16 protein-coding genes are annotated in these 17540 nt (G+C 61.9%); 15 read left to right on the top strand and 1 reads right to left on the bottom strand.

The features are described 5' to 3' along the window. Nucleotides 1–209: 209 nt before the first annotated feature. From nuoG to EV286_RS19480, 12 genes are all read left to right on the top strand, one after another. Nucleotides 210–2291, top strand: a complete 2082-nt coding sequence (gene nuoG, locus EV286_RS19425) for an NADH-quinone oxidoreductase subunit NuoG (RefSeq protein WP_132958804.1) — start codon at nucleotides 210–212, stop codon at nucleotides 2289–2291. 12 nt (nucleotides 2292–2303) lie between these two features. Beyond that, a complete protein-coding gene (gene nuoH / locus EV286_RS19430) occupies nucleotides 2304–3350 on the top strand; it encodes an NADH-quinone oxidoreductase subunit NuoH (RefSeq protein ID WP_132958805.1) in 1047 nt (348 codons plus the stop codon). A 37-nt stretch (nucleotides 3351–3387) separates the two neighbouring features. Continuing rightward, on the top strand, nucleotides 3388–3879 hold the full coding sequence (gene nuoI / locus EV286_RS19435; protein ID WP_132958806.1) for an NADH-quinone oxidoreductase subunit NuoI: 492 nt from the start codon (nucleotides 3388–3390) through the stop codon (nucleotides 3877–3879). Nucleotides 3880–4029: 150 nt separating this feature from the next. Further along, nucleotides 4030–4647: an NADH-quinone oxidoreductase subunit J gene (locus EV286_RS19440; RefSeq protein ID WP_132958807.1), complete on the top strand. Its 618-nt coding sequence runs from the start codon at nucleotides 4030–4032 to the stop codon at nucleotides 4645–4647. Nucleotides 4648–4672: 25 nt separating this feature from the next. Beyond that, nucleotides 4673–4981 carry an NADH-quinone oxidoreductase subunit NuoK gene (gene nuoK / locus EV286_RS19445; RefSeq protein WP_003587269.1) on the top strand — a complete coding sequence of 103 codons (309 nt, stop codon included), beginning with the start codon at nucleotides 4673–4675 and terminating at the stop codon, nucleotides 4979–4981. Nucleotides 4982–4988: 7 nt separating this feature from the next. Then, nucleotides 4989–6989: an NADH-quinone oxidoreductase subunit L gene (gene nuoL, locus EV286_RS19450; RefSeq protein ID WP_132958808.1), complete on the top strand. Its 2001-nt coding sequence runs from the start codon at nucleotides 4989–4991 to the stop codon at nucleotides 6987–6989. After that, complete coding sequence (locus EV286_RS19455; protein WP_132958809.1) at nucleotides 6989–8500, top strand: NADH-quinone oxidoreductase subunit M; 1512 nt, start codon at nucleotides 6989–6991, stop codon at nucleotides 8498–8500. Before nuoL ends, EV286_RS19455 begins: the two co-directional genes overlap by 1 nt. Nucleotides 8501–8515: 15 nt before the next feature. Further along, nucleotides 8516–9961, top strand: a complete 1446-nt coding sequence (nuoN, locus tag EV286_RS19460) for an NADH-quinone oxidoreductase subunit NuoN (protein ID WP_132958810.1) — start codon at nucleotides 8516–8518, stop codon at nucleotides 9959–9961. Then, nucleotides 9961–10725 (top strand): biotin--[acetyl-CoA-carboxylase] ligase, encoded by a 765-nt coding sequence (locus EV286_RS19465; RefSeq protein WP_132958811.1) that lies wholly within the window; start codon nucleotides 9961–9963, stop codon nucleotides 10723–10725. Before nuoN ends, EV286_RS19465 begins: the two co-directional genes overlap by 1 nt. A 16-nt stretch (nucleotides 10726–10741) precedes the next feature. Then, complete coding sequence (locus EV286_RS19470; protein ID WP_132958812.1) at nucleotides 10742–12409, top strand: ribonuclease J; 1668 nt, start codon at nucleotides 10742–10744, stop codon at nucleotides 12407–12409. Nucleotides 12410–12466: 57 nt separating this feature from the next. After that, complete coding sequence (gene mce, locus EV286_RS19475) at nucleotides 12467–12871, top strand: methylmalonyl-CoA epimerase (protein ID WP_132958813.1); 405 nt, start codon at nucleotides 12467–12469, stop codon at nucleotides 12869–12871. Between the two features lie 162 nt (nucleotides 12872–13033). Continuing rightward, nucleotides 13034–13309 carry a DUF1467 family protein gene (locus EV286_RS19480; RefSeq protein WP_132958814.1) on the top strand — a complete coding sequence of 92 codons (276 nt, stop codon included), beginning with the start codon at nucleotides 13034–13036 and terminating at the stop codon, nucleotides 13307–13309. 329 nt (nucleotides 13310–13638) lie between these two features. On the opposite strand, the gene EV286_RS19485 is transcribed toward EV286_RS19480, so the two are convergent. Further along, complete coding sequence (locus tag EV286_RS19485) at nucleotides 13639–13863, bottom strand: hypothetical protein (RefSeq protein WP_132958815.1); 225 nt, start codon at nucleotides 13861–13863, stop codon at nucleotides 13639–13641. A gap of 57 nt (nucleotides 13864–13920) precedes the next feature. On the opposite strand from EV286_RS19485, the gene proS reads away from it, so the two are divergent. Genes proS through EV286_RS19500 form a run of 3 tightly spaced genes read left to right on the top strand, consistent with a single transcriptional unit; the run spans nucleotide 13921 to nucleotide 17270 of the window. Then, nucleotides 13921–15243 carry a proline--tRNA ligase gene (gene proS / locus EV286_RS19490; RefSeq protein WP_132958816.1) on the top strand — a complete coding sequence of 441 codons (1323 nt, stop codon included), beginning with the start codon at nucleotides 13921–13923 and terminating at the stop codon, nucleotides 15241–15243. Nucleotides 15244–15260: 17 nt separating this feature from the next. Beyond that, on the top strand, nucleotides 15261–16571 hold the full coding sequence (locus EV286_RS19495; RefSeq protein WP_132958817.1) for a lipoprotein-releasing ABC transporter permease subunit: 1311 nt from the start codon (nucleotides 15261–15263) through the stop codon (nucleotides 16569–16571). Between the two features lie 15 nt (nucleotides 16572–16586). Beyond that, entirely contained in the window at nucleotides 16587–17270 is a 684-nt protein-coding gene (locus EV286_RS19500; RefSeq protein WP_132958818.1) for an ABC transporter ATP-binding protein, read from the top strand. Nucleotides 17271–17540 lie beyond the last annotated feature (270 nt).

A 17540-nucleotide genomic window follows, 5' to 3' on the forward strand; every position in this document is an offset into this window, starting at 1 on the left:
CCGACCGGCGACGGCGGCGACTGAAACGCGGGTAAGGCGTCGTTCATGCGGCGCGGACCAGCCCGGCCGGGCAGGGGAGCTTGGCAGGGCATCGAGAGCGAAGCCATCACGGCGCGGCAGAAATGCCGTCGTTGCGGTGGCTGGTGTCGCGAGAATGAGGTTGTCGGCTGCCGGACCGTGCAGCAGGCGAAGAACAGGACTGAGTGACGATGGCAAAACTGAAGATTGACGGCAAAGAGATCGAAGTCCCGGATCACTTCACGCTGATACAGGCGTGCGAGGAAGCCGGTGCCGAAGTCCCGCGTTTCTGTTTCCATGAGCGCCTGTCGGTTGCAGGCAACTGCCGCATGTGTCTCGTCGAGGTGAAGGGTGGCCCGCCGAAGCCGCAGGCATCCTGCGCCATGGGCGTGCGCGATATCCGTGGCGGCCCGAACGGCGAGCTTCCGGAAGTCTTCACCAACACGCCGATGGTCAAGAAGGCCCGTGAAGGCGTGATGGAGTTCCTGCTCATCAACCATCCGCTCGATTGCCCGATCTGCGACCAGGGCGGCGAATGCGACCTGCAGGACCAGGCGATGGCCTTCGGCATCGACAGCTCGCGCTACCAGGAAGACAAGCGCGCCGTCGAGGACAAGTATATCGGACCGCTGGTCAAGACGGTCATGAACCGCTGCATCCACTGCACGCGCTGCGTTCGCTTCACGACGGAAGTCGGCGGCATTTCCGAACTCGGCCTTATCGGCCGCGGCGAGGACGCCGAGATCACCACCTATCTCGAGCAGGCAATGACCTCCGAGCTGCAGGGCAACGTCGTCGACCTTTGCCCGGTCGGTGCGCTCACCTCCAAGCCTTTCGCCTTCACGGCCCGTCCGTGGGAGCTCAACAAGACTGAATCCGTCGACGTCATGGACGCGGTCGGCTCGGCAATCCGCGTCGACACCCGCGGCCGCGAAGTCATGCGCATCCTGCCCCGCGTCAACGACCAGATCAACGAGGAGTGGATCTCGGACAAGACCCGCTTCATCTGGGATGGTCTGAAGGCGCAGCGCCTCGACAAGCCTTACGTTCGCCGCGACGGACGCCTGCAGCCGGCAAGCTGGGGCGAGGCCTTTGCGGCCATCAAGTCCGCTGTCGCTGCGACGACCGCAGACAAGATCGGCGCGATCGCCGGCGACCTTGCCTCGGTCGAGGAGATGTATGCCCTGTCGGAGCTGGTGAAGTCGCTCGGCTCCGAAAACCTCGACTGCCGCCAGGACGGTACCACGCTCGATCCGTCGCTCGGCCGCGAAACCTACCTCTTCAACCCGACCATCGAAGGCATCGAGCAGGCTGACGCGCTGCTGATCGTCGGTGCCAATCCGCGCTATGAGGCGGCCGTTCTCAACGCCCGCATCCGCAAGCGCTGGCGCCGCGGCAACTTCCCGATCGGCGTGATCGGTGAAGGCGGCGAGATGCGCTACGAATACACCTATCTCGGTTCCGGCCCGGATACGCTGAAGGATGTCGTCGACGGCGGCCACGCCTTCGCCGAAGTCCTGAAGAACGCCAAGAAGCCGATGATCCTGATCGGCCAGGGCGCGCTGACGCGCTCGGATGGCGCCGGCGTGCTCGCAAGCGCTGCCAAGCTCGCTGTTGCCGTCGGCGCGATCGCCGAAGGCTGGAATGGCTTTGCCGTCCTGCATACCGCCGCATCGCGCGTCGGCGGCCTCGATCTCGGCTTCGTGCCCGGCGCAAAGGGCGTCGATGCCGCCGAGATGCTGAAGGCGATGGACGTGCTCTTCCTGCTCGGCGCCGATGAGCTCGACTTCACCGCGAAGGCGGCGAAGTTCACGGTCTATATCGGTTCGCATGGCGACAACGGCGCGCACAATGCCGACGTCATCCTGCCGGCCGCCGCATACACCGAAAAGTCCGGCACCTGGGTCAACACCGAAGGTCGCGTTCAGATGGGCACCCGCGCCGGTTTCGCACCGGGTGATGCGCGTGAGGACTGGGCGATCATCAGGGCACTTTCCGACGTACTCGGCAAGAAGCTTCCCTTTGATTCGCTTTCCGAATTGCGCTCGAAGCTCTACGCGGCGTACCCGCATTTCGCGGGCATCGACGAGGTTGCCGAAGGCGACAGCGCCAAAATTGTCGCACTTGCGAAAAAAGCCGGCAAGATGAACAAATCCGGGTTTGCGTCGCCGGTCAAAGACTTCTATTTGACGAACCCGATAGCGCGTGCCTCGGCTGTCATGGCCGAGTGTTCGGCATTGGCCCGCAACAACTTCAAAGTCGCGGCAGAGTAAGGGCAGGGGACTATGGATTCATTCTTTTCGACCTATCTCTGGCCGGCGATCGTCATGATCGGTCAGTCCCTGCTGCTTCTCGTTTGCTTGCTGATCTTCATCGCATACATCCTGCTTGCCGACCGCAAGATCTGGGCGGCGGTGCAGCTGCGTCGCGGCCCGAACGTCGTCGGTCCCTTCGGCCTGTTCCAGTCCTTCGCCGACCTTCTGAAGTTCGTCTTCAAGGAGCCGATCATCCCGGCCGGCGCCAACAAGGGCGTCTTCCTGCTTGCTCCGCTCGTCACCGTGACGCTGGCGCTCGCGACCTGGGCTGCAGTGCCGCTCGCCGATGGCTGGGTCATCGCGAACATCAATGTCGGCATGCTCTACATCTTCGCGATCTCCTCGCTCGAGGTCTACGGCATCATCATGGGTGGCTGGGCTTCGAACTCGAAGTACCCGTTCCTCGGTGCGCTGCGTTCGGCCGCGCAGATGGTGTCCTATGAAGTTTCTATCGGCTTCGTCATCGTCACCGTTCTGCTCTGCGTCGGTTCGCTGAACCTGACGGACATCGTCAACGCGCAGCATACCGGCCTCGGCACCATGCTCGGCCTGCCGGCCTCGTTCCTCGACTGGCACTGGCTGTCGCTTTTCCCGATGTTCATCATCTTCTTCATTTCGGCGCTCGCCGAGACGAACCGCCCGCCCTTCGACCTTCCGGAGGCGGAATCGGAGCTGGTGGCCGGCTTCATGGTCGAGTACGGCTCCTCTCCGTACATGATGTTCATGCTCGGCGAATATGCGGCCGTCTGCCTGATGTGCTCGCTGACGACGATCCTGTTCCTCGGGGGCTGGCTGCCGCCGGTCGACGTCTGGTTCCTGAACTGGGTCCCCGGCATCATCTGGTTCCTGATCAAGGCGTGCCTGGTGTTCTTCATGTTCGCGATGGTCAAGGCATTCGTGCCGCGCTACCGCTACGACCAACTGATGCGCCTCGGCTGGAAGGTGTTCCTGCCGCTGTCGCTCGCCATGGTCGTCATCGTTGCATTCGTGCTGAAGCTGACGGGGTGGGCAGGCTGATGCCCGCGACCGTCTCCGGCAAAATTGGAGTTTGAAGATGGCCAGTCTCAGCAACGCCGTCAATTCGCTGTTCCTGAAGGAATTCGTCGGCGCCTTCTTCCTGTCGATGCGTTACTTCTTCCGGCAGAAGGCAACGATCAACTATCCGTTCGAGAAGGGGCCGGTCAGCCCGCGTTTCCGCGGCGAGCATGCGCTGCGCCGTTATCCGAACGGCGAGGAACGCTGCATCGCCTGCAAGCTGTGCGAGGCGATCTGTCCTGCCCAGGCCATTACCATCGAGGCAGGCCCGCGCCGCAACGACGGTACCCGCCGCACGGTGCGCTACGACATCGACATGGTGAAGTGCATCTATTGCGGCTTCTGCCAGGAGGCTTGCCCCGTCGACGCGATCGTCGAGGGCCCGAATTTCGAATTCGCGACGGAAACCCGCGAGGAGCTGTACTTCGACAAGCAGCGTCTCCTCGACAACGGCGACCGCTGGGAACGTGAAATCGCGCGCAACATCGCGATCGACTCGCCGTATCGCTGATCGCGAGAAGAGCATGCCGTGACGGATACGCGGGCGTCGCGCCCGTCACGGTCGAGATACACAGGAGCTGCCGCAGGCCCTTGGTCGGTCGCGGAGCTCCATCGGGCACGGAACCCCCGCTGCCCGGGGGAAGATGAAAAAGGCACCAACATGGGTCTGCAGGCTCTTTTTTTCTATCTGTTCGCCTTTATCGCGGTCGCGTCGGCGTTCATGGTCATTTCGGCACGCAATCCGGTTCACTCGGTTCTGTTCCTGATCTTGACCTTCTTCAATGCAGCCGGTCTCTTCCTGCTGCTGGGCGCTGAATTCCTCGCGATGATCCTGCTGGTGGTCTATGTCGGCGCCGTCGCGGTCCTCTTCCTTTTCGTCGTGATGATGCTGGATATCGACTTTACCGAGCTGCGTGCCGGGGCGCTTCAGTATGCGCCGATCGGGGCCCTGATCGGCCTCATCCTTGCGGCAGAGCTCATCGTCGTCATCGGCGGCAGCGTGATTTCGCCGAATGTCGCGGCCTCCATCGCGATGCCGATCCCGCCGCTGACGGAGCGTACCAACACAGCGGCTCTCGGCGACGTGCTCTACACCAACTACGTCTACTTCTTCCAGATCGCCGGCCTGGTGCTGCTGGTGGCGATGATCGGCGCGATCGTGCTGACGCTGCGCCATCGCACCAACATCAAGCGCCAGAACATTTCCCAGCAGGTTGCCCGCACGCCGAAGACGGCCGTCGAGGTCGTCAAGGTCAAGCCCGGGCAGGGCGTGAACTGAGGCGCAAGGCACAAGGAACAGAAAAATGGTCATCGGACTTTCCCATTACCTGACGGTCAGCGCCATCCTCTTCACGCTCGGCGTATTCGGCATCTTCCTGAACCGAAAGAACGTCATCGTCATCCTGATGTCGGTCGAACTCATCCTGCTCGCCGTCAACATCAACATGGTGGCCTTCTCGTCCTTCCTGAACGACATCGTCGGCCAGGTTTTCGCGCTGTTCATTCTCACGGTTGCCGCGGCGGAAGCGGCGATCGGTCTTGCAATTCTCGTTGTCTTCTACCGCAACCGCGGCTCCATCGCCGTGGAAGACGTCAATATGATGAAGGGCTGAGTGGCTCATGTTCCTCTATAAGGCTATCGTCTTTCTTCCCCTCATCGGCGCGCTGATCGCCGGGCTGCTCGGCCGCCAGATCGGTGCCAAGGCTTCTGAATACATCACGTCAGGCCTGATGATCGTCGCCGCGGTCCTCTCCTGGTATGTCTTCATCACCGTGGGCATCGGCCATTTCGAGGGCGGCCCGATCAAGGTCGAGGTGCTGCGCTGGATCCAGTCCGGCGGGATCGATGTGTCGTGGTCGCTGCGCATCGATACGTTGACCGCCGTCATGCTGATCGTCGTCAACACGGTCTCGACGCTGGTGCACGTCTACTCGGTCGGCTACATGCACACCGATCCGCATCGTCCGCGCTTCTTCGCCTATCTGTCGCTCTTCACCTTCGCCATGCTGATGCTGGTGACCTCCGACAACCTCGCCCAGATGTTCTTCGGCTGGGAAGGCGTCGGTCTGGCCTCCTACCTGCTCATCGGCTTCTGGTACAAGAAGCCGTCGGCGAACGCTGCTGCGATGAAGGCTTTCATCGTCAACCGCGTCGGCGACTTCGGCTTCGTGCTCGGCATCGCGGGCGTCTTCGTCCTCTTCGGGGCGATCAACTTCGACGTTATCTTCGCCAATGCGCAGAGCTTCCTGCCTGCCGAGGGTGCGGAGGCCGGCAGCGAGGTCATCATGAACCTCTTCGGCATGCAGCTCGACAAGGCGCATGCGCTGACGGGCATCTGCCTGCTGCTCTTCATGGGTGCGATGGGCAAGTCCGCGCAGTTCCTGCTGCACACCTGGCTGCCTGACGCCATGGAAGGCCCGACCCCGGTCTCGGCCCTCATCCATGCCGCAACCATGGTTACCGCCGGCGTCTTCCTCGTCGCCCGCATGTCGCCGCTTTTCGAGCTGTCGCCTGACGCGCTTGTGGTGGTCACTCTGATCGGTGCCATTACCGCCTTCTTCGCCGCGACCGTCGGCCTCGTCCAGAACGACATCAAGCGCGTCATCGCCTATTCGACCTGCTCGCAGCTCGGCTACATGTTCGTGGCGCTTGGCGTCGGCGCTTATGGCGCGGCGATTTTCCACCTCTTCACGCACGCCTTCTTCAAGGCGCTGCTCTTCCTGTGCGCCGGCTCGGTCATCCACGCCGTCGATGGCGAGCAGGACATGCGTCTCATGGGCGGCTTGGGTCCGCACATCAAGGCTACCTTCTGGCTGATGATCATCGGCACACTGGCGATTACCGGCGCCGGTATTCCCTTCACGCCGATCGGCTTTGCGGGCTTCTTCTCCAAGGACGTCATCATCGAAGCGACCTATGCATCGCATTCGCCGCTGGCGGGCTTCGCCTTCTGGATGTTGGTCATCGCGGCGCTGTTCACGAGCTTCTATTCATGGCGCCTGATTTTCATGACGTTCTTTGGCCAGCCCCGCGCCTCCCACGAGGTCATGCATCACGTCCATGAATCGCCGCAGGTCATGCTGGTCCCGCTCTACATTCTGGCGCTCGGCGCCGTGTTCGCCGGTGGGGCCTTCGAAGGCCGCTTCTACGGCGAAGAGTATGCGGAGTTCTGGAAGGGCGCGCTGTTCACACTGCCGCATAACGAACTGGTCGAAGAGTTCCATCACGTTCCGGCCTGGGTTGGGCTCAGCCCCTTCGTCGCGATGGTGGTCGGCTTCGTCATCGCCTGGTACATGTACATCAGGTCACCGTCGACGCCGCGCGTTCTCGCCAAGCAGCACCGCGTTCTCTACCACTTCCTCTTGAACAAGTGGTACTTCGACGAGCTCTACGATTTCCTCTTCGTTCGCTCGGCCAAGGCGCTCGGCCGCTTCCTCTGGCAGAAGGGTGACATCGGCGTGATCGACACTTACGGCCCGAACGGCGTCGCCGCCCGCGTGGTCGATGTGACCAATCGCGTGGTCCGCCTGCAGACCGGCTACCTTTACCACTATGCCTTCGCGATGCTCCTCGGCATTGCGGCCCTCGTTACTTGGATGATGTTCGGGAGTTCCTTCTGATGACCGATTGGCCCATTCTTTCAACGGTCACCTTTCTGCCGCTGGTGGGCGTCGCCCTCCTGCTGCTGATGCGCGAGGACGGCCCGAGCGGCCGCCGCAACATCCTCAACATCTCGCTACTGACGACGGTTGCGACCTTCGTCCTGTCGCTCTTCATCTGGACCGGATTCGATAATTCCAATCCCGGCTTCCAGATGGTCGAGAAGCATGACTGGCTCGGCACCGGCATCGGCTACCACCTCGGCGTCGACGGCATCTCCATGCTGTTCGTCATCCTGACGACCTTCCTGATGCCCTTTTGCGTGCTGGCGAGCTGGCTCTCGGTCGAGAAGCGCCTCAAGGAATACATGATCGCATTCCTGGTGCTCGAGGTGATGATGACCGGCGTCTTCGTGTCGCTGGATATCGTTCTCTTCTACGTCTTCTTCGAAGGCGGCCTCATTCCGATGTTCCTGATCATCGGTGTCTGGGGCGGCAAGGACCGCGTCTACGCAAGCTACAAGTTCTTCCTCTATACGCTGCTCGGCTCGGTGCTGATGCTGCTCGCCATCATGGCGATGTACTGGCAGGCCGGCACGACGGACATCACGCAGCTGCTCGCCTACAAGTTCCCGCCGCAGCTGCAGATATGGCTATGGCTCGCCTTCTTCGCCTCGTTCGCGGTGAAGATGCCGATGTGGCCGGTCCATACCTGGCTGCCGGATGCGCACGTCCAGGCCCCGACGGCCGGTTCCGTCATCCTGGCCGGCGTCCTCCTGAAGCTCGGCGGCTACGGTCTGATCCGCTTCTCGCTGGCAATGTTCCCGAACGCGTCGGAATTCTTCGCGCCTCTCGTCTTCTCGCTGTCGGTCATCGCCATCATCTACACCTCGCTGGTGGCGATGATGCAGGACGACATCAAGAAGCTGATCGCCTATTCCTCGGTCGCGCACATGGGCTATGTCACCATGGGCGTCTTCGCGGCCAACCAGCAGGGCGTGCAGGGCGCGATCTTCCAGATGCTCTCGCACGGCATCGTCTCCGGCGCGCTCTTCCTTTGCGTCGGCGTCGTCTATGACCGCACCCATACCCGCGAGATCGCGGCCTATGGCGGCCTCGTCAACAACATGCCGAAATATGCGGTCGCGATGATGATCTTCACCATGGCCAATGTCGGCCTTCCGGGCACCTCGGGCTTCATCGGCGAATTCCTGACGCTGATCGGCGTCTTCCGGGTCAACACCTGGGTCGCTCTCTTCGCGGCAACCGGCGTGATCCTCTCGGCCGCCTATGCGCTCTGGCTCTATCGCCGCGTGATCTTCGGCGCACTGGACAAGGAAAAGCTGAAGGCTCTCCTCGACCTTTCGCCGCGCGAGCAGCTCATCCTCTATCCGCTGATTGCGCTGACCATCTTCTTCGGTGTCTATCCGGCACCGATCTTCGATGCGACGGCCGCCTCCGTGGACCTGCTTGTCAACAATTATACCGCCGCAGTGCAGGCAGCGCATGACGTTGCGCTGTCGATGAAATGACGGGACCTTTTCGACATGACCGCTGAAACAATTCTAGCCAGTCTGTATCTCTCCGCGCCGGAGTTGATCCTCGCAGTGGGTGCCCTTGTCCTGTTGATGGTCGGCGTTTTCACGAGCGAACGATCCGGCCCGATCGTGACGGTACTCGCAATCCTCCTCCTCGTCGTCTCCGGCCTCTGGCTGGTTTTCGTGCCGGGCGAGGGGTTGGCCTATGGCGGCGCATATCTCGCGGACGGCTTCTCCCGCTTCATGAAGATCGTGGCGCTGGTCGGCTCGGGCGTTGCGATGCTGATGTCCGTCAGGCAGGCCCGCAGCCAGCAGCTCGACCATTTCGAGTTCCCGGTCCTCCTGCTTCTGGCGACGCTCGGCATCCTGCTGATGATCTCGGCGCACGACCTGATCTCGCTCTACCTGTCGCTCGAGCTGCAGTCGCTTGCGCTCTACGTGGTGGCCGCGATCAATCGCGACAGCCTGCGTTCGACGGAAGCCGGCCTGAAGTACTTCGTTCTCGGCGCGCTTTCCTCCGGCATGATGCTTTACGGCATGTCGCTGGTCTACGGCTTCACCGGCCACACCAGCTTCGACGCCATCGCAACCGCCCTGAACACCGAGGGCGCTCGCTCGCTGGGCCTGATCTTCGGCCTCGTCTTCGTCCTGGCCGGCCTCGCGTTCAAGATCTCCGCTGTGCCGTTCCACATGTGGACGCCGGACGTCTATGAAGGTGCCCCGACACCGGTGACGGCTTTCTTCGCCGCCGCCCCGAAGGTCGCCGCCATGGCGCTGATGACGCGTATCGTCATCACCGCGTTCCAGCCGGTGCTTGCCGACTGGCAGCAGATCATCGTCTTCATATCGATCGCATCGATGGTGCTCGGTTCCTTTGCCGCGATCGGCCAGCGCAACATCAAGCGCCTGATGGCCTATTCCTCGATCGGTCACATGGGCTATGCGCTCGTCGGTCTTGCGGCCGGCAACCAGACCGGTGTTTCCGGCGTCATGCTCTACATGGTCATCTACATGGTCATGACGCTCGGCAGCTTCGCCATCATCATGTCGATGCGCCGGACGGACGGCACCTATGTCGAGAATGTCGATGATCTCGCCGGCCTTTCGACCACCAACCCCTTCATGGCGACAATGCTGACGGCGCTGATGTTCTCGCTTGCCGGCATTCCGCCGCTCGCAGGCTTCTTCGCGAAGTACTTCGTCTTCGTCGCGGCCATCGAAGCGAAGCTCTATGCGCTCGCCATCATCGGCGTTCTCGCCTCGGTCGTTGGCGCCTATTACTATCTGCGCGTCATCAAGCTGATGTGGTTCGACGAGGCAAAGGGCGAGTTCGCCCGCGTCTCCGGCGAGCTTCGTCTCGTCTTCGGGCTTTCCGGCCTGTTCGTCGTCGCCTATGTGCTGTTCGGCGGACCGATCGGCGGTGCGGCCGAGCTTGCTGCCGCGACGCTATTCTGATGCCTTCCGATGGGCTGCGCCGGATATCGCTCGGCGATTTCCGGCACGAGGCTCTGTCGGAGACCTCTTCGACCAATAGCGAATGCCTGGCTCGCGCGCGAGCCGGTGATGCGGGCAATCTCTGGATCACCGCGCAAAGGCAGACCGGCGGCCGCGGCCGCCGGGGACGCCCCTGGGTCTCGGAACCCGGAAATCTCTACGCTTCCCTGCTTCTGATCGACCCCGCTCCGATGGAGCAACTCGCCTCGCTGCCGCTTGCGGTCGCCGTGGCCGTCCATCAGGCGGTCCGCATGGTGCTGCCGCCGGGAGCCGAGCCGCTGGAAGTCAAATGGCCGAACGACATTCTGATCGGCCGCAAGAAGACCTGTGGCATTCTCATCGAGGGCGAAACGCTGCCCGATGGGCGCCATGCGCTCGTCGTCGGCATCGGCATCAACGTGACCGTCATGCCGGACAATCCGATCTATCCGGTCACATGCCTGCGCGATCAGGGAAGTGCAGCTTCCCCGGAGGAGCTCTTCGCACATCTCTATGCGGCGATGGCCGAGGCGTTGGATCTGTGGAACCGCGGCAACGGGATACGGGAGGTCACGGCGCGCTGGAGGAGCGTCGCCTGCGGCATCGGCGAGAGGATTACAGTAAATCTGCCGGATCGCTCGATTTCCGGGCAATTCGCGGGAATTGATGATAATGGCTTGTTGATGCTCGACACCGGCGCGCGCGGGATCATCGCGATCGCTGCCGGTGATGTCTTCTTTGGATAATGGATTAAACGACAGTATGGCGAACCAAGACGAACTGGTGTTTCTACCGCTCGGCGGAGTGGGCGAGATCGGCATGAATCTCGCGCTCTACGGCTACGGGCCGCCGGAACACCGCCAGTGGATCATGGTCGACTGCGGCGTGACCTTTCCCGGGCCGGACCTGCCGGGCGTAGACCTGGTGCTGCCGGACATCCGTTTTCTTGCCAAGGAACGCAAGAATCTCAAGGCGATCATCATCACCCACGCACATGAGGATCACTACGGCGCCCTCAACGATCTCTGGCCCGGACTGAACGTTCCGGTCTTTGCGTCGGCCTTCACGGCCGGCCTGCTGGAGGCCAAGCGCGACTACGAGCGGGCGATAGGTGAGATTCCGATCACGCTGTTCACGGCAGGCGACCGCATCAATGTCGGTCCCTTCAGCATCGAGGGCGTGGCGGTCAATCACTCCATACCTGAGCCGATGTCACTGATGATCCGTACGCCGCTCGGCAACGTCATCCACACCGGTGACTGGAAGATCGATCACGAGCCCTCGCTCGGGCCCCTGACCGACGAGACGCGTTTTCGCCAGCTTGGCGATGAGGGTGTGCTTGCGCTGATGTGCGACAGCACCAATGCCCTGCGCGATGGTGTCTCGCCCTCCGAGAAGGACGTTTCGGAAAGCCTGCGAAAGATCATCGAGAATGCCGAGGGTCGCGTGGCGATCACCACCTTCTCCTCCAACGTCGGGCGCATACGAACGGTGGCCGAGGCGGCGGAAGCCGCCGGCCGCGAGGTCCTCCTGCTTGGCAGCTCGCTGAAGCGCGTGGTCGATGTCGCGCGCGACGTCGGGCTGATGGAGGGCATAAAGCCCTTCATCGACGAGGACGAGTACGGCTATATCCCGCGCGACAAGATGGTCGTCATCCTGACCGGCAGCCAGGGTGAGCCGCGCGCCGCGCTGGCCAAGCTTTCCCGCGACGAGATGCGCAATGTCGCCTTTGCTGCCGGCGACATCGTGGTGTTCTCCTCGCGCGCCATTCCGGGCAACGAGAAGGCGATCCAGGACATCAAGAACGGCCTGGTGGAGCAGGGCGTCCACATCATCACGGACAGCGAGGCCCTCGTTCATGTCTCCGGCCATCCGCGCCGCAACGAACTGCAGAAGATGTACCAGTGGACGCGGCCGAAGATCGTCGTTCCGGTGCATGGCGAAGCGGCGCACCTGACGGCGCACAAGGAGCTTGCCGAGCAATCCGGCATCGGCATCGTGCCGCGCGTGCGCAATGGCGACGTGCTGCGGCTCGCGCCAGACCCTGTCGAGGTCGTCGACGAGGCACCGCACGGCCGGATCTACAAGGATGGCACGCTCATCGGCGATTTCGACGAGATGGGCATCGGTGAGCGCAAGAAGCTGTCCTATGTCGGCCATGTCGCCGTCAACGTCATCCTCGACAGTCGCCTGGACATCATGGGTGATCCGACCATCGTGCCGATCGGGCTGCCGATGTATGACGACGAGGGCGACGACATGGAGGACACGCTCTATGACGCCATCGTCGGCGCCATCGAGAGCATCCCGCGGGCGCGCCGCAAGGATCTCGCCATGCTGCAGGAGGCTGTGCGCCGCGCGGTGCGCGCTGCCACCAACCAGGCCTGGGGAAAGAAGCCCCTCGTCACCGTGTTCCTGACGAAAGTCTGACTTGCCGGGGAGAGCAGGTCTCGGTTTAAACTCCCAGCTCTCTCGGACAGGAAGCCCATGCTCGGACGCGTCAATCATGTAGCCATCGCAGTGCCCGACCTCGCAGCGGCGGCCGCAGCCTATCGCGACACGCTCGGAGCTGTCGTGTCTGCGCCGCAGGCGCTTCCGGAGCACGGCGTCACGGTTGTCTTCGTGGAACTGCCCAACACGAAGGTCGAGCTACTGGAGCCGCTTGGCGAAGGTTCGCCGATTGCCGCCTTCCTCGCGAAGAACCCGGCCGGCGGCATGCACCACATCTGCTACGAGGTGGCGGACATCGCCGCCGCGCGTGACGGGCTCGTCCAAGCGGGGGCGAGGGTCCTTGGCGATGGGACGCCCAGGACCGGTGCCCATGGCAAGCCCGTCCTCTTCCTGCATCCGAAGGATTTCTTCGGGACCCTCATCGAACTGGAAGAGGTCTGACGCCTCGCGCAGATCGTCGCGGCCGAGCTTTCATCCTTTGAGTTGACGTCGGTTACGCCCTATAAGGATTGCATGTCGCGGGGGAGGCCTGCGAGAAAGTGCGAACCCATTCCGGGCACCTGCCGTGGGAGCATGGGCGGTCGCAAAAGAGACGGGGAATTTATGCTTCAGGCATTCCTGCAGGGCTTTGCAGTCTATTTCATCATCTGGTGGATCACGCTGTTCGCCATGCTTCCGGTCGGTCTTCGCACGCAGGCCGAAGACAACGACGTTGTGCTCGGCACGGTAGAAAGCGCCCCGACGCGCTTCCGCGCCCGGCTGGTGTTTTTCTTGACGACGCTGGTGTCCGGCCTGGTCTATGGCGGCTGGTATATCTGTTCGACCTATTTCGGCCTCGGCTTCGACGCGCTGCCTCAGATCGGGCCGAGATTCTATTAGGGCAATTGCTCAATTCGTGAGCATTTCGCCGGCATTAATTTGTTGGTCGTCACACCCTTGTCACGGAATTCGTGCAAAGACTGCCCCAACGCAACATGGCATTACCTTAGGTGAGGTCAGGCGTCGACAAAGCGGTCCGCGGTGCGGCCAGGGTCGATGCCGTTGAGAAAAAGCAAAAAAAAACAAGGCTAAAAGCCTTGTTTTAAGTATCGCGTGATCCTTAACCGTTGCCGGGGCAGCGAATAAACGCGCCTAAGATCTGATCCTCCCAAGACTTGACCGCGAGAACGGCAAGAATTTAACCTTCCTGCCTCTTTTGTGAGCCAAAACTAGCTCAAAGAATGTGCTTTGTCATCAGCTTTTTTTGCATTTTTGCTACACTCAGGCAAAATATTTCTGTTGACAACATTTTTGTTCAAGCCCTTATAAATAAGCCATTTTTTTGAGATCGAGAAAAGCGGGCTTCCGTTTGCTCCATCCAGCGCCGTCGGCCAGCTCCCTTGCAGAGCCGGGTTTCCTTCGGGCCGCGAAGCGGATATGAACGCCTCCAGCACATTATTCGTCCTCGATTCCGTTTCGGGCGGAACGTCAAAACATTCTGGAAATCGCTCATGCGTCTGTCCCGCTATTTCATGCCCATCCTGAAGGAAAACCCCAAGGAGGCGGAAATCGTCTCCCACCGGCTGATGCTGCGCGCCGGCATGATCCGCCAGCAGTCGCAGGGGATCTATTCCTGGCTGCCGCTGGGCAAGCGCGTGCTCGACAAGGTCAACAACATCATCCGCGAGGAGCAGAACCGTTCCGGCGCGATCGAGCTTCTGATGCCGACGCTGCAGTCCGCCGAGCTCTGGCAGGAAAGCGGCCGCTACGATGCCTATGGCAAGGAGATGCTGCGCATCAAGGACCGCCAGGACCGTCCGATGCTCTACGGACCGACCAACGAGGAAATGGTCACGGATATCTTCCGGTCCTACGTCAAGTCCTACAAGGACCTGCCGATCAACCTCTATCATATCCAGTTGAAGTTCCGCGACGAGATCCGTCCGCGCTTCGGCACCATGCGCTCGCGCGAATTCCTGATGAAGGATGCCTATTCCTTCGACCTGACGCGCGAGGGCGCCGAGCACTCCTACAACAAGATGTTCGCAGCCTACCTGCGCACCTTCTCGCGGCTCGGCCTCCGCGCCATTCCGATGCGCGCCGACACCGGCCCGATCGGCGGCAATCTCAGCCACGAGTTCATCATCCTTGCCGATACCGGCGAGTCGGAGGTCTTCTGCCACAAGGATTTCGTCAATTTCGACATTCCTGGCGAGGATACGAACTTCGACGATGTCGAAGGCCTGAAGGCGATCTTCGACAAGTGGACCTCGCTCTATGCGGCGACCTCGGAAATGCATGACGAGGCGGCGTTCAATGCGGTTCCTGAAGGCGACCGCCTTTCGGCGCGCGGCATCGAGGTCGGCCACATCTTCTATTTCGGCACCAAGTATTCCGAGCCGATGGGCGCGAAAGTGCAGGGTCCGGACGGCAAGGAGCACTTTGTCCACATGGGGTCCTACGGCATCGGCCCGACGCGTCTCGTTCCGGCGATCATCGAGGCCTCGCACGATGAAAACGGCATCATCTGGCCGGCATCGGTCGCGCCGTTCGATGCAGTTGTGATTAACATGAAGCCCGGCGATGAAGGCTGTGACGCTGCCTGCGAAAAGCTTTATTCGGCGTTCACTAAGGCCGGAAAGGACGTCCTTTACGATGATCGCGACGAGCGGGCGGGCACGAAATTCGCAACCGCCGATCTGATCGGCGTACCCGTCCAGATCATTGCCGGCCCGCGCGCAGTCGCGAGCGGCGAGGTCGAAGTGAAGGATCGCAAGACCGGTGCGCGCGAAACGATGAGCATCGAGGCGGCGATCAACAAGTTCGTGGGCTGAAACACAACGGAGGCGGCATGGCGGTGGGCACAGCGGTGGACCAGCAGGAGGCGACATCCGGCTCTGGTCCGGTTATTCGACCGTTTTCCACCTTCGAACGACTTGTGGCGTGGCGCTATCTGCGTGCCCGCCGCAAGGAAGCGTTCATCTCCGTCATTGCGGGCTTTTCCTTCATCGGCATCATGCTGGGTGTTGCGACACTCATCATCGTCATGGCCGTCATGAATGGCTTCCGCACCGAGCTGGTTTCCAGGATCCTCGGCATCAACGGTCACATCATCGTCCAGCCGGTGGACGGGCCCTTTACCGACTACCCGGCGCTTACCGAAAAGCTCTCGGCTGTGCCCGGCATCAAGATGGCGCTGCCGCTGGTGGAGGGCCAGGTTCTTGCCTCGTCGCAGGCGGGAGGCAACACCGGCGCGTTGGTGCGCGGCGCCCGCGCCGAGGATCTGACGAAGCTCAAGACCATTTCCGGCAACATCAAGTCCGGCGACATGGTCGGCTTTGCCGCCGGCGACGGCCTGCTGATCGGCTCGCGCATGGCCGCACAGCTTGGCCTGCGCGTCGGCGACCTGATTACGCTCACGTCACCGGAAGGTGACATCACGCCCCTCGGCGTCAATCCGCGCATCAAGTCCTACAAGGTCTCGGGCATCTTCGAGATCGGCATGTCGGAATACGATGCGTCGATCATCTATATGCCGCTCGAGGAAGCGCAACTCTATTTCAATGCCGACGGCCTCGTGCAGTCGATCGAGCTCTTCGTCGACAACCCCGACGACATCGACAATCTTCGTCCGAAGCTCGAAGAGGCGGCAGGCCGCCAGATCTTCCTTACCGACTGGCGCCAGCGCAACCAGACCTTCTTCTCGGCCCTCCAGGTCGAGCGCAACGTCATGTTCATGATCCTGACGCTGATCGTCATCGTCGCGGCGCTCAACATCATCTCCGGCCTCATCATGCTGGTGAAGGACAAGGGCAGCGACATCGCCATTCTGCGTACCATGGGCGCGAGCTCCGGCGCGATCATGCGCATCTTCTTCATGACGGGTGCCGCGATCGGCATCGTCGGCACCCTGGCAGGCGTCGCGCTCGGCGTCGTGGTCTGCGTCAACATCGAGTCGATCCGCGAGTTCTTCTCCTGGGTGTCGGGCACGGTGCTCTTCGACCCCGAACTCTATTTCCTCAGCCAGCTGCCGGCGGAGATGAATTTCGGCGAGACGCTATCGGTCGTCGTCATGGCGCTCGGCCTGTCGTTCATCGCGACTATCATCCCGGCCTGGCGCGCCTCGCGCCTCGATCCCGTCCAGGCGCTTCGCTACGAGTAAGGAATGGCAATTTCCATGAAACGCAAGGTCGTACTTGAGCTCTCGGGCGTCGAGCGCCACTACGGGCAGGGCGAGACGCTGCTCTCCATTCTCAGGGGCGCCGATTTTTCGCTGCACACCGGCGAGATCGTCGCGCTGGTGGCGCCGTCCGGTACCGGCAAGTCGACGCTGCTCCACATCGCGGGCCTGCTCGAACATCCCGATGCCGGCGAGGTGAGCGTCAACGGCCACCCCAGCAATGGGCTTTCCGACGACAAGCGCACCGCGATCCGCCGCAGCGAGATCGGCTTCGTCTATCAGTTCCACCACCTCCTGCCGGAATTCTCCGCGCTGGAGAACATCATGATGCCGCAGCTCATAGCCGGCCTGTCCTGGGCCGAAGCGCGCGCCCGCGCCAGCCAGCTCCTCGACTACATGCGCATCGGCCATCGCGGCGACCACCGCCCCGCCGAGCTCTCGGGCGGCGAGCAGCAGCGCGTGGCGATTGCCCGCGCCGTCGCCAACGCTCCGCTGGTGCTCTTGGCCGACGAGCCGACCGGCAACCTCGACCCCGAAACGGCCCACTACGTCTTCGATGCACTGGAGGCGCTGGTGCGCCAGTCCGGGCTTGCCGCATTGATTGCGACGCATAACCATGAACTTGCCGCGCGAATGGATCGCCGCGTCACGATCAACGACGGCAAGGTCGTCGAGTTCTGAAATCAGGCGCCGGGTGGTCGATGGTGTCCCGTGTTGAGGCGCGGGTGCTGGACCGGCTTGCATACATAGCCCAACCTTGCTGCCAGTCATTCGCGCCCTGCGCCGCAATCCAGCCGGAGAGCCCTCATGGTAGGTTACTGTATGTTATCGTAACCTACCTCCGCTCGAAAATACTTCCGCCGTCGCATGCTGTATACGTCTGTCGTTCTATTATCGACTTTCATCTGTGCATTGACAGCGGGAAGTGTCGCTCGCTTTCCCGTCTTGGCA

Origin of the sequence: Rhizobium sp. BK251 (genome assembly GCF_004345245.1) — a bacterium.
Classification (GTDB): Bacteria; Pseudomonadota; Alphaproteobacteria; order Rhizobiales; family Rhizobiaceae; genus Rhizobium.